This is a genomic window from Erythrobacter mangrovi, assembly GCF_013260645.1.
GTDB classification, from domain to species: Bacteria; Pseudomonadota; Alphaproteobacteria; order Sphingomonadales; family Sphingomonadaceae; genus Qipengyuania; species Qipengyuania mangrovi.
The window spans coordinates 2,628,830-2,640,706 of sequence record NZ_CP053921.1 but is presented as its reverse complement, the minus strand read 5'-3'; the positions used below and the strand labels follow the sequence as shown (position 1 = coordinate 2,640,706).

Annotated in this window: 11 protein-coding genes; 8 read left to right on the top strand and 3 right to left on the bottom strand. The window is 62.9% G+C overall.

The genetic code is table 11. The annotated features are described in order from the left end of the window. Window positions 1-29: 29 nt before the first annotated feature. Entirely contained in the window at window positions 30-4,220 is a 4,191-nt protein-coding gene (gene rpoB, locus HQR01_RS13195; RefSeq protein ID WP_173215323.1) for a DNA-directed RNA polymerase subunit beta, read from the bottom strand. A 390-nt stretch (window positions 4,221-4,610) separates the two neighbouring features. Between rpoB and HQR01_RS13190 the strand changes: the two genes are divergently transcribed. Together HQR01_RS13190 and HQR01_RS13185 are read left to right on the top strand one after the other, a co-directional pair. Beyond that, window positions 4,611-5,633, top strand: a complete 1,023-nt coding sequence (locus tag HQR01_RS13190; RefSeq protein ID WP_173215321.1) for a metallophosphoesterase — start codon at window positions 4,611-4,613, stop codon at window positions 5,631-5,633. Beyond that, window positions 5,630-6,667 (top strand): hypothetical protein, encoded by a 1,038-nt coding sequence (locus tag HQR01_RS13185; RefSeq protein ID WP_173215319.1) that lies wholly within the window; start codon window positions 5,630-5,632, stop codon window positions 6,665-6,667. The genes HQR01_RS13190 and HQR01_RS13185 overlap by 4 nt, the downstream gene beginning before the upstream one ends. On the opposite strand, the gene HQR01_RS13180 is transcribed toward HQR01_RS13185, so the two are convergent. After that, window positions 6,664-7,329, bottom strand: a complete 666-nt coding sequence (locus HQR01_RS13180; protein WP_173215317.1) for a DUF4956 domain-containing protein — start codon at window positions 7,327-7,329, stop codon at window positions 6,664-6,666. The genes HQR01_RS13185 and HQR01_RS13180 overlap by 4 nt on opposite strands. Before the next feature lie 258 nt (window positions 7,330-7,587). Between HQR01_RS13180 and HQR01_RS13175 the strand changes: the two genes are divergently transcribed. The 6 genes from HQR01_RS13175 (at window position 7,588) to rplL (ending at window position 10,822) form a co-directional block, all read left to right on the top strand. Next, window positions 7,588-8,094, top strand: coding sequence for a DUF2975 domain-containing protein (locus tag HQR01_RS13175; RefSeq protein WP_173215315.1), 507 nt, complete (start codon window positions 7,588-7,590; stop codon window positions 8,092-8,094). Further along, window positions 8,094-8,318 (top strand): helix-turn-helix domain-containing protein, encoded by a 225-nt coding sequence (locus HQR01_RS13170; protein ID WP_173215314.1) that lies wholly within the window; start codon window positions 8,094-8,096, stop codon window positions 8,316-8,318. The genes HQR01_RS13175 and HQR01_RS13170 overlap by 1 nt, the downstream gene beginning before the upstream one ends. Next, a complete protein-coding gene (locus tag HQR01_RS13165) occupies window positions 8,315-9,106 on the top strand; it encodes a hypothetical protein (protein ID WP_173215312.1) in 792 nt (263 codons plus the stop codon). The genes HQR01_RS13170 and HQR01_RS13165 overlap by 4 nt, the downstream gene beginning before the upstream one ends. Window positions 9,107-9,215: 109 nt before the next feature. After that, window positions 9,216-9,440 carry a hypothetical protein gene (locus HQR01_RS13160; protein WP_173215310.1) on the top strand — a complete coding sequence of 75 codons (225 nt, stop codon included), beginning with the start codon at window positions 9,216-9,218 and terminating at the stop codon, window positions 9,438-9,440. 408 nt (window positions 9,441-9,848) lie between these two features. Then, window positions 9,849-10,364 (top strand): 50S ribosomal protein L10, encoded by a 516-nt coding sequence (gene rplJ, locus HQR01_RS13155; RefSeq protein ID WP_173215308.1) that lies wholly within the window; start codon window positions 9,849-9,851, stop codon window positions 10,362-10,364. An 80-nt stretch (window positions 10,365-10,444) separates the two neighbouring features. Further along, window positions 10,445-10,822, top strand: coding sequence for a 50S ribosomal protein L7/L12 (rplL, locus tag HQR01_RS13150; protein ID WP_173215306.1), 378 nt, complete (start codon window positions 10,445-10,447; stop codon window positions 10,820-10,822). 84 nt (window positions 10,823-10,906) lie between these two features. Here rplL and HQR01_RS13145 read toward each other — a convergent pair whose 3' ends face one another. Next, entirely contained in the window at window positions 10,907-11,563 is a 657-nt protein-coding gene (locus tag HQR01_RS13145) for a hypothetical protein (RefSeq protein WP_173215304.1), read from the bottom strand. Window positions 11,564-11,877: the final 314 nt, after the last annotated feature.

The following is an 11,877-nucleotide window of genomic DNA, read 5'->3' as shown; positions in this document are numbered from 1 at the left end:
CGGTTGAGGGGCGCGCAGGGCGCGCCCCGTTATTCCGCCGCGATCGCGAGGCCATCGCCGTCCTCTTCGCCGTGCGACTTGAGCTCGACGTTGAGGCCCAGGCTGCGCATTTCCTTGACGAGCACGTTGAAGCTCTCCGGAATGCCCGCCTCGAAGGTATCGTCGCCCTTGACGATCGCTTCGTAGACCTTGGTACGCCCGATCACGTCGTCCGACTTCACGGTCAGGATTTCCTGCAGCGTGTAGGCGGCGCCGTAGGCCTGGAGTGCCCAGACCTCCATTTCGCCGAAGCGCTGGCCGCCGAACTGCGCCTTACCGCCCAGCGGCTGCTGGGTGACGAGCGAGTAGGGGCCGATCGAACGCGCGTGGATCTTGTCGTCGACCAGGTGGTGCAGCTTGAGCATGTAGATGATGCCCACGGTGACCTTGCGGTCGAACGCCTCGCCGGTGCGGCCATCGTAGAGGACCGACTGGCCCGAGCTGTCGAGCCCGGCCTTGCCCAGCTGGATCGTCACGTCGCCTTCGCGCGCGCCGTCGAACACCGGGGTGCCCATCGGAACGCCGGTACTGACATTGGTCGCCAGTTCCACGATCTCGGCAGTCGAACGTGAGTCGATCTCCTCGTGGTACTGCTCGCCGTAGACGTCCTTGAGCCGTTCCACGACCGCTTCGGGCGGCTTGGCATTGGCATAGTCTTCGATCGCGTTGGGGTTGGCCGCACGCCAGTCTTCCAGCGCACCGGCGATCTGGTGGCCCAAATTGCGGGCCGCCATGCCGAGGTGCGTTTCGAAGATCTGCCCGACGTTCATGCGTGACGGCACGCCCAGCGGGTTGAGCACGAGGTCGACCGGCGTCCCGTCCTCGAGGAACGGCATGTCCTCGATCGGCAGGATACGGCTGATGACGCCCTTGTTCCCGTGACGGCCGGCCATCTTGTCGCCCGGCTGCAGCTTGCGCTTCACCGCGACGAAGACCTTGACCATCTTGAGCACGCCCGGGGCGAGTTCGTCACCGCGCTCGAGCTTCTCCTTACGGTCCTCGAACTTCTCTTCGATGACCTTGACGGCTTCGTCGTACTGCGACTTGACCGCTTCGAGCTGCGCCTGGCGGCCATCGTCCGCCACCGCGAACTTGAACCATTCGTGGCGGTCGATCTCATCGAGCATGGTCTCGGTGATCTCGGTGCCCTTCTTGATGCCCTTCGGTGCCGCCGAAGCGGTCTGGCCGGTGAGCATGTCGCGCAGGCGGTTGTAGGTCGCCCGATTGAGGATCGCGCGTTCGTCGTTGGCGTCCTTGCGGAGGCGTTCGATTTCCTCGTTCTGGATCGCACGGGTACGGTCGTCGATCTCGATGCCGTGGCGGTTGAACACGCGCACATCGACGATGGTTCCGGCCACGCCCGGCGGCAGGCGGAGCGAAGTGTCGCGCACGTCGCTGGCCTTTTCGCCGAAGATGGCGCGCAGGAGCTTTTCTTCCGGCGTCATCGGGCTTTCGCCCTTGGGCGTGATCTTGCCGACCAGAATGTCACCCGGGTGCACTTCCGCACCGATGTAGACGATGCCCGCTTCGTCGAGGTTGCGCAGCGCTTCCTCGCCGACGTTGGGAATGTCGCGGGTGATGTCTTCCGGACCCAGCTTGGTGTCGCGGGCCATGACCTCGAACTCGTCGATGTGGATCGAGGTGAAGACGTCGTCCTTCACGATCCGTTCGGAAATCAGGATCGAGTCCTCGTAGTTGTAGCCGTTCCACGGCATGAACGCGACGAGGCTGTTCCGGCCGAGCGCCAGTTCGCCAAGCTCGGTCGAAGGACCGTCGGCGATGATGTCGCCGGCTTCGACCACTTCGCCCACCTTCACCAGCGGGCGCTGGTTGATGCAGGTCGACTGGTTCGAACGCTCGAACTTCTGCAGGCGGTAGATGTCGACGCCCGACTGGCCGGGTTCGACGTCGCCGATGGCGCGGATCACGATACGGGTGGCGTCGACCTGGTCGACGATACCGCCACGATTGGCCGCGATCGCCGCGCCACTGTCACGCGCCACGGTTTCTTCCATGCCGGTGCCGACGAAGGGCGCCTCGGCCTTGACCAGCGGCACCGCCTGGCGCTGCATGTTCGAGCCCATCAGCGCGCGGTTGGCGTCGTCGTTTTCCAGGAACGGAATGAGCGAGGCCGCAACCGAAACGAGCTGCTTGGGCGAAACGTCCATCAGCGTGATGTGCTCGCGCGGAGCCATCAGGTTGTCGCCGTCGTGGCGGGCCGAAACCAGCTCCTCGACGAACGAGCCGTCCTCGTTGAGGTCAGCCGAAGCCTGGGCGACGGTGTGCTTCTGCTCTTCCATCGCCGAGAGGTAGACGACCTCGTCGGTCACCTTGCCGTCGATCACCTTGCGATACGGCGTTTCGATGAAGCCGTACTTGTTGACGCGGGCGAAGGTCGACAGCGAGTTGATCAGACCGATGTTCGGGCCTTCCGGCGTTTCAATCGGGCAGATGCGACCATAATGGGTCGGGTGAACGTCGCGGACTTCGAAGCCGGCGCGCTCACGGGTAAGGCCGCCCGGGCCAAGCGCCGAAACGCGGCGCTTGTGGGTGACTTCCGACAGCGGGTTGGTCTGGTCCATGAACTGCGAGAGCTGCGAAGAACCGAAGAACTCGCGCACCGCGGCCACAGCGGGCTTGGCGTTGATCAGGTCGTTCGGCATCACGGTCGACACGTCGACCGAGCTCATGCGCTCCTTCACCGCGCGTTCCATGCGCAGCAGGCCGACGCGGTACTGGTTCTCCAGCAGTTCGCCGACCGAACGGACCCGGCGGTTGCCGAGGTTGTCGATGTCGTCGACGTCGCCCTTGCCGTCCTTGAGGTTCACCAGTTCCTTGACCACGGCAAGGATGTCTTCCCGGCGCAGCGTGGTGACGGTGTCCTCGGCATCGAGCTCGAGACGCATGTTGAGCTTGACGCGGCCCACGGCCGACAGGTCGTAGCGCTCGGCATCGAAGAACAGGCCTTCGAACAGTGCCTCGGCGGTTTCCTTGGTCGGCGGCTCGCCCGGACGCATGACCTTGTAGATCGCTTCCAGGCCCTCGTCGCGGTTCTCGGCCTTGTCGACCTGCAGCGTGTTGCGGATCCACGGGCCGGTGTTGATGTGGTCGATATCGAGCAGCTCGAGCGCATCGATGCCCGCCTTGTCCAGCACCTCGAGGTTCTCGGCGGCGACTTCGTCACCCGCTTCGATGTAGATGCGGCCGGTCTTCTCGTCGATCATGTCGCGGCTGGCGTAACGGCCGAAGATCTCCTCCGTCGGCAGCAGCAGCGTGGCGAGACCGTCCTTGGCCACCTTGTTGGCGGCACGCGGGCTGATCTTCTGGCCGGCGGGGAACACTTCCTCGCCGGTCTTGGCGTCGACCAGCGCGAAGGCCGGCTTCTGCCCGCGCCACTGTTCGGCAACGAAGGGGATTTCCCAGCCGTCCTTGGCGCGCTTCCAGGTGACGGTGCTGTAGAAGTGGTCGAGGATGTCCTCGGCATCGAGGCCGAGGGCATAGAGCAGCGCGGTGACCGGCAGCTTGCGCTTGCGGTCGATACGCACGTTGACGATGTCCTTGGCGTCGAACTCGAAGTCGAGCCACGAGCCGCGGTACGGAATGATCCGCGCGGCGAACAGCAGCTTGCCCGAAGAGTGGGTCTTGCCGCGGTCATGGTCGAACAGCACACCCGGCGAACGGTGCATCTGCGACACGATCACGCGCTCGGTGCCGTTGATGATGAAGGTGCCGTTCTCGGTCATGAGCGGCATGTCGCCCATGTAGACGTCCTGCTCCTTGATATCGAGCACGGAGCGGGTCTCGGTCTCCTGGTCGACTTCGAAGACGATCAGGCGCAGCGTGACCTTCATCGGCGCGGCGTAGGTGATGCCGCGCTGGCGGCATTCGACGATGTCGTACTTGGGCGGCTCGAGTTCGTAGTGGACGAAGTCGAGTTCGGCGGTGCCGGCGAAGTCACGGATCGGGAACACCGAGCGCAAGGTCTTCTCGAGGCCGGAGACGTAGCCAGTGGCCTTGTCCGAGCGCAGGAACTGTTCGTAGCTCTCGCGCTGGACCTCGATCAGGTTCGGCATCTCGACGACTTCATGGATGTCGCCGAAGATCTTGCGGATGCGGCGCTTTGCCGTACCCGATGCCTTCGTGCCCCGGGTCTTCTTCGGAGCCTTCGCCTTGGTAGCCATAAGGGGTATGTACCTCTTCTCGTGTGCGCCAGCACCGATCCGCACTCGGGCGCGGACAGCGCCAGTAATTCGTGTCTCATGCGCGTGAGAGCCATGACCGGGACGCGAAAAGGCCGCAGCGTCGTACGCACCGGTTCCGGTGGCCTGCTGCAGCTATTCAAGCGTCGCGATTATGGAAACGCCGCTTCCATCCTGTGTCCGATCCCCGCGCATGAATCGGACTCGCTCGAAGCGTGCGGTCGGGGGCCATTTAGGAAGTCTCCCGCCCTCTGTCAAACGACGAAGTCGACCATGCGGCAAGGACGCGATACTATGCTATCCAGCTTCGGCAACCACGGGGGGAGGGCGATGCGGGGATTTCTGGCCGTCTTGTGCCGAATACTGGCCGCAATGCTCCTTGTGAGCGCGTCGGCGGCGGCGGACAGCGGGGCCCAACGCATCGTAGCAGTGGGCGATCTGCATGGCGACTACGATGCCTGGCTCGAAATCGCCCAAGCTTCGGGCGTCAGCACCGACGGCAAGCATTGGACCGGGGGGCGGTCGATGCTTGTCCAGCTTGGCGACATTGTCGATCGGGGGCCGGAATCGCTGAAGATCATCCGTCACCTGCAGGCGCTGGAAAAGGAAGCCGCCAAGGCAGGCGGGAAGGTGGTCGTGCTGCTGGGCAACCACGAGGCAATGAATGTCATCGGCGATCTTCGCTATGTCGATCCCGGCGAATACGCAGCCTTCGTTACGCGCAAGTCGGAGCGAACGAGGAAGATAGTGTGGCAGGCGATGGCGCGATCGCTGGTCGAGCAGGCGCGCGCCAGCGATCCCGAGGCCACTCCCGATTCGGTTCGTGCTGCGTGGATGGCACAGACTCCGCTTGGCCTGATCGAACATCGCAGGGCCTGGTCGCCCGGCGGCGAGCTTGGTGCCTGGACGGCTGACCGGCCTGCCCTGTTCAAGGCCGGTGACATTCTTTTCGCGCATGGCGGGATGAGCAGCGAAGCGAGCGCAGAGACCATCGCTGCGATCAACGCCCGCTATGCCGCCGCGCTGGCCAAGGGCGCGGAGGTCGATCGCTCTGTCCTCGACGACCAATTGGGGCCGATTTGGTACCGGGGCAACGTGGTCGGCGCGCCCGATCAGGGCCTGCGCCCTGCTCCGCCGGACGAACTGGCCGCGGCCCTGGCCGGGATGGGCGTTTCACGCCTGGTTGTCGGGCACACGCCTTCGCTGGCCGGGATCGCCGCCGAACGGGACGGACAGCTCATCCGCATCGATACCGGCATTTCCAAAGCCTACGGCGGTCCGGCCAGCTTTCTCGAGATTGTCGGGGATGAGACCTGGGCTCACGAGCGGGGATTGGACGGCCAGTGGTCGCGTCGCGCCCTTCCCGGCACACCCAAGTCAGGAGAGCGACCATGAGAGCAGCCTCGATCATTGCGGCGTCGATCGCGCTTCTTGCATTGCCGGCCAGCGCTCAGGAGGCGGCGGAGAAGGCAACGCCCCTGTTCAGCGACGATGCCGTACTCGAAGTCATAATCGACGGTCCGGTTCGAGAAGTCGTGCGTCGCGCGGAAAAATCGACCGAGATCCACGCTGCCACACTGACATCTGCAGGGGAAAGCCACGCGATCGAGATTGCCGCGAGGGGCGTCTCCCGGCGCCGAAAGGACAGGTGCAGTTTCCCTCCGCTGCGGATCGGGTTTCCCGAAAAACCCGGCAAGGACTCGCTGTTTCACAATCAAAAGCGGATCAAGCTGGTCACCCATTGCAACGACAACTCCCGCTTCGAACAGATCGTCCTGCGTGAATATGCCACCTATCGGCTATACAATGCGATTACCCCGGAGAGCTTTCGGGTCAGGCTCGCGCGGGTCACTTACCGCGACGGCGGCAAGGACATTGCCACCCGGATGGGCTTCTTCATCGAGGATGGGGACGACGCGGCGAAGCGGGTCGGGATGAAGGAGGTCGATACCGGCAATGTGCGCGTATCCGCCCTGAACCGTGAGGACGGGGCTCGCTACGCCCTGTTCCAGTACATGATCGGCAATACCGATTGGGCCATGGATGCAGGGCCGGATCCTTCGGACTGCTGCCACAATTCGCGCCTGTTCGCGGAGACGAAGGAGGCGGTCGCCGACCTTACGCCGGTTCCCTATGACTTCGACAGCGCTGGACTGGTCGACGCGCCCTATGCCGTGCCGAGCGAATTACTGCGCATCCCCAACGTCAAGTATCGCGTCTATCGCGGCTATTGTGCTTTCAACGGTACGCTGCCGGCGGAAATCGCACGGTTTCGCGATGCGCGCCCCGCCATCGAAGCCGAACTCACCCGCATCCCCGGACTGGACGAGCGTAGCGTCCAAACCATGCGGCGATACCTCGATGGCTTCTTCGGCGACATCGCTGACAGCGACAAGGTAGCGAAGAAGCTCGTCGGGGCCTGCCTCTAGGCTCCCTCGCCTGACTGATCGCTCCGGCTCATTTCGTCTTCCGTATCGCCAGATTCAGCGGACCGCAGATAGCGGTGGGTGCCCTGAAGGGCCCCGTAGTCGGCAAGCCAGAGGAAGGCGAAGGTGAAGTTGAACATCACCGTCATCACCAATGCGATCTCGAGTGCGCCAATCCCGGCCGCCAGCCCTATACCGATCGCCAGCAGGATGTAGATGGCGTCGCCCGAGCTCTTGAGCGTGTTGCGGAAACGCACTCCGCCAACGATCCCGGCCAGCGAGAACGCCAAGGCCAGTGAATCGTGCACCATCACCACGATCGACGTGACCGCGATGGGCAGGACAATCATCGTTTCGACCAGCGCCTGATCGTATTCCGTGCGGCTGCGGCTGGCCATGTAGGTCCAGGTGACCGGTAGCGTCGTCATCAGGGCTCCAGCGACCGCGATGAACAGCCACACCACCGAACTGCCGAGATTGCCCACGCGGCGGGCCTCGATGCTGACCCCATCGAGAGGATTGGTCGGGGGAGCGGTCAGGAGGGTCTGCGCACCGCCGATCGGCAGGAAGTCCGCCAATGGCGGATAGGCTGCGACCGCAGCGTAAACTGCTCCGGTGACGATGGCATAGAATACCGCCAGCCGAACGAAGAGTTGTCGTGTCATGTTGCCCCTGCCCCCCGTGTTCCCCCGCAAGCTATAGCCACTTTCCACTGGCGTACCAAACCAGTCGCTCGGCGTTATGCGCACCGACCTCAGAAGCGTGCTGCAGCTGTTCAAGCGCCGCGATTTTAGAGGGACCGCTCCCACCCTGTGTCCGATCCCCGTCCATGTGTCGGACGCTTTCTTATCGATTTTCAATATTATTGATTGACGATAAGATTCACACGTGACATATCGATAATCAATAAACGGAGATTCGAGATGCTTCCCCTTCTTGTGAGAGCCCTGCGCATCACCAATTGGTTGAACTGGACTGCGGCCGCGATTCTTGCCCTTCTGCTGGCGGTGATGATCTTCCGTCCGGAGACGCCTCGCGACATCGTGGCGCAGGTAATCGCGTCCGAAGAGGCGAGCGAAGTCGCGATTATCTGGTTCAAGTGGGCCTGCGTCATGTCGCTACCCGTCTGCATTGCAACCCATCTGATCCTGACCCGGGTCATTGCGATGATTCGGGATACCCAGACGGGGGCCGGCTTCAGCGAAGCCAATGCCGACCGTCTTTCGGTCATCGCCTGGGCTTTGCTTGCGATCAATGTCGTGGATCTCATCTTCGGTCAGCTGTCGGTCTGGGCAAGCACGGTGAGTGGTCTCTACTTTGGCTGGTCGCTTTCGCTGACGGGCTGGTTTGCGGTCCCTCTGCTCTTCGTCCTGGCCCGGCTGCTGCGTGAAGGCGCACAGATGCGCGACGATCTTGAAGGGACGGTCTGATGCCTGCCGAAGATGACGCATCGATCGTCGTTCACCTCGACGAACTGCTCCGACGCAGGGGCATGACCATGACCGAACTCGCCGACCGCATCGGCCTGACCCTCGCCAACGTCTCGATCCTCAAGACGGGCAAGGCGAAGGCGATCCGCTTTTCCACCCTCGCCGCAATCTGCCGTGAACTCGAATGCCAGCCGGGTGACCTGCTCGGCTACGAAGGAGAATGACAGTGCTTAAATCCGACATTGCCGATATCTATCGCTCATCCTGGGCCTTCATGCTGGCCTGCCCCCTATTCTTCGCAATCCCGATGCTGGTCGAGTTTGTGCAGCACGTGGTCGAACTGGACGCGGGCATGTACATCGACCGGGCGAGCGCCAGCGTCGCGGGCCAAGACCCCCTGCGCTTGCAAATTGGCTTCCTCAAAACCGTAGCGATACTTCTGCCAGGCTATTGGTTCGCCCGCTACATCATGTTCGATCGCGACATCGCGAAGGCGACGCGATTCGAATGGCCGGCAGTCGGCCTGTGGTTCACCATCTTCGCTTTGAACGTAACGCTAACCGCCTGGTCGATGTTCGGCCCCTCGCTGGCCGAGCTTACCGGACTGGAGGGTGAGGCGGCACAGATCGTATCCGCCATCGTGGGCATCCCATTTCAGGTCATTGGGATTTACCTGACAGCCTGGGGGGTCGCTTGGGCGCTCGGCAACGTCCGTGTCGGACCGATCCGTTCGATAGGCATCATGCACGGTTCGTTCTGGTACACGATCGCGCTCACCGTCGCGGGCATCGTTCCCTTGATGGCGCTGCACTATGGCTTCGGTTATGCCGCCATCTGGTGGCTGCCCGCTCCGCTCGACTGGCTGGCGATGATCCTCGATTCGGCACTGGTGGGCTTGCTTGCCCTGACCATGGCCGGAAGCACTGCCATTGCCGCCCGTCACGCCGCGCAGCGCAAGGGCGTCAGCCTGCTACCGAGTCCGACTGCGGAGCCGGTAGCCCTGGCTGCCTAAGTCGCAATAAGGCGAGAAAAATGCGAATTTTGCAAATTGTGTCTTCACCCGGGCGAAAATATGGCTATTTTGCGGCCTCGCCAATCCAGGCGAACAAGGATTTATACCCATGAAGAAGATCGCTCTCGTCGCCGCTCTCCCCTTCGCTCTGACCCTCGCCGCTTGCGGTGAGAAGGCTGAAGAAGCCACCGACGCGATGGCTGAAGAAACCGCCGCGACCGAAACCATGGCCGAAGAAGGCGCCGACGCAATGGCTGAAGAAGGCGATGCGATGGCTGCCGAAGGCACCGACGCAATGGCTGAAGAAGCTCCGGCTGAAGAAGCTGCTGAGTAATCTTCTGCCAGATCGCGCCTAAGGCGCGGTTCGGTAAGATATGCGAGAGGCCTGTCCCGCAAGGGGCAGGCCTCTTTGCATTGGGGGTGCCGCAGAACCCGACGACTTGACTTGGCCGTCAGTTGCTCTAGAGGCGCGCCCGACCGGCAAGCGCACAAGCGCAAGCCGATCATCCGTCCGAGACAGTTGGTGAAGGCGATCTAGCCTTCTTAATTTCCAGCCTAGACGGGGACAGAGATTTCACGCGGGGTCGCAAGGCACCGTCGTTTCGCGTCACACTCCAAGCGATTGGGTGGCGTAACTCCTTCCCTGATCGACGGACTCGCCCGTGTCGATTTTCGGCACGGACAAACGTAGCCGGTCGCCTCGGGAGCCATCCCGGTGCGATCACATGTGAAGGAGTATGGCATGGATCGTTCGCAGAAAGCCGATTCGGTCGCCCAGCTCAGCGAGATCTTCGCCCAGTCCGGCGTGGTGGTCATCACCCGCAATCTGGGGCTCTCGGTCGCTCAGTCGACCGAGCTGCGTGCGAAGATGCGCGATGCCGGTGCGTCCTACAAGGTTGCGAAGAACCGTCTCGCCAAGCTCGCCCTGAAGGACACCGACTACGCAGGTCTCGATGAGTACCTGACTGGTCCCACCGCTCTCGGCTATTCCGAGGATCCGGTGGCTGCGGCCAAGGCCGTGGTGGAGTTCGCCAAGACCACCGACAAGATTGAAATCGTCGGCGGTTCGATGGGCGCAACGAAGCTCGACGAAGCTGGGGTCAAGGCACTTGCCTCGATGCCGAGCCTCGACGAACTGCGTGGCAAGATCGTGGGCCTCGTCAACGCGCCGGCAACCAAGGTTGTCCAGCTCGTCAACGCCCCCGCGAGCAAGCTCGCCCGCGTCTTCGGTGCCTATGGCGCCAAGGAAGCGGCGTAAGCCAGGTTCATCGCACACAGCGATTTATTCATTGGGGCTGACCCGTGTGGCTCCCCAGCCTAATTTTGGAGTGAAACATCATGGCCGATATCGCCAAGCTTGTTGAAGAACTGTCGAAGCTGACCGTCATGGAAGCCGCTGAGCTTGCCAAGGCGCTCGAAGAAGAGTGGGGCGTTAGCGCCGCCGCTGCTGTTGCCGTTGCCGCGCCTGCTGGCGGTGGCGATGCTGGTGCCGCAGTCGAAGAGAAGGACGAATTCGACGTCATTCTCACCGGCGACGGTGGCAAGAAGATCCAGGTCATCAAGGAAGTCCGTGCCATCACCGGCCTGGGCCTGACCGAAGCCAAGGCTCTCGTCGAAGGCGCCCCGAAGGCGCTGAAGGAAGGCGTGAACAAGGCCGAAGCCGAAGAGATCAAGGGCAAGATCGAAGCAGCCGGCGGCACCGTCGAGCTCAAGTAAGCCCACGGCTTACGCTTCGAACAGCTTTCGCTGATCAAGCAAGGGCGGTGCCGCAAGGCGCCGCCCTTTTTCGTCCAGCGCCCGCTAGTCGGCGAATTGCGCTCGATCGATAGTGTAGGTGGCCGTTTCGCCCGCGCCGCGCCGTCGCAGCAGGACATGGGCTGGCTTCCCGCCGCCAGCGGCAGCGGTTTCCAGTGCAGCATCGACAGCCTCGGGCTCGTCGGCAAGGCTGCGAAAGGCCAGGCCCGTCTCATCAAGATACACCAGGGCCAACGGGGCTGCCCCAGCCATCCGCGCAATGAAGGTAGCGGCAAGATCGCCGGTCATATAGCCGGTCAGTTGCAGCATCCTCGTCTCGCTGTGCTCGAAGGGCTGGCCGTCGTTGGCCTTGCCATTGTGCCAGTAGCACAGCGGCATCAGGTAGCAGGTCCCGCCGGTCGGTACGCTGCCGTCTTCGTTAGGCGTCACGTGTCCCCCCACGCTGAAGTCGGGATGGCTTGAACCACCCGGTGCCGGCGGCGTGTCGGCATAGCACCAGCCATCGACGCTGTAGCGTTCGAGCAGCGCCTTCCAGGTCAGGCCGCCGATCTTCGGATCGGGCGTGCTGCCCTTCACGTTGAAGAGAACCCCTGAATAGGTGACGACCGTTGCACCGGTCGATTCGATCTGCAGTCCTGAATGGCGGTCGGCAAAGGCCTTGAGGCTTGCCACCGCATCGACCCGCTCCTTTTTCGCCAGCATATGTCCTCCCTTGCACCTCGGTCGCATGCGCGCCGGGAAGGACGGAATACATCCGACCAAGGGCTCGACCGCGCAGGAATAGGTCCGAAACCGATCTTGCCGGCCGGATGTCCGCGCCCGAAGCGCCGGTCGCAAACTCCTGCCCGATGCAGATCGAGCCCCAGGCCGAGGATTCATGTCGGCGCGCGGCAGGCCTCAGACAACATGGAGAAATCTCGTCCAGATCCGAGCGTCAACCTCGCCTTCGGCCTGACCAGAGAGGGCATTCCTGGGGGCCGCGGCCCAGTGAAAGTCCAAACAGCGCGTTAACCAAC

Coding starts and splice junctions, on each gene's coding strand:
- rpoB (WP_173215323.1), bottom strand. CDS start 4,220: ATGGCTACCAAGGCGAAGGCTCCGAAGAAGACCCGGGGCACGAAGGCA.
- HQR01_RS13190 (WP_173215321.1), top strand. CDS start 4,611: ATGCTCCTTGTGAGCGCGTCGGCGGCGGCGGACAGCGGGGCCCAACGC.
- HQR01_RS13185 (WP_173215319.1), top strand. CDS start 5,630: ATGAGAGCAGCCTCGATCATTGCGGCGTCGATCGCGCTTCTTGCATTG.
- HQR01_RS13180 (WP_173215317.1), bottom strand. CDS start 7,329: ATGACACGACAACTCTTCGTTCGGCTGGCGGTATTCTATGCCATCGTC.
- HQR01_RS13175 (WP_173215315.1), top strand. CDS start 7,588: ATGCTTCCCCTTCTTGTGAGAGCCCTGCGCATCACCAATTGGTTGAAC.
- HQR01_RS13170 (WP_173215314.1), top strand. CDS start 8,094: ATGCCTGCCGAAGATGACGCATCGATCGTCGTTCACCTCGACGAACTG.
- HQR01_RS13165 (WP_173215312.1), top strand. CDS start 8,315: ATGACAGTGCTTAAATCCGACATTGCCGATATCTATCGCTCATCCTGG.
- HQR01_RS13160 (WP_173215310.1), top strand. CDS start 9,216: ATGAAGAAGATCGCTCTCGTCGCCGCTCTCCCCTTCGCTCTGACCCTC.
- rplJ (WP_173215308.1), top strand. CDS start 9,849: ATGGATCGTTCGCAGAAAGCCGATTCGGTCGCCCAGCTCAGCGAGATC.
- rplL (WP_173215306.1), top strand. CDS start 10,445: ATGGCCGATATCGCCAAGCTTGTTGAAGAACTGTCGAAGCTGACCGTC.
- HQR01_RS13145 (WP_173215304.1), bottom strand. CDS start 11,563: ATGCTGGCGAAAAAGGAGCGGGTCGATGCGGTGGCAAGCCTCAAGGCC.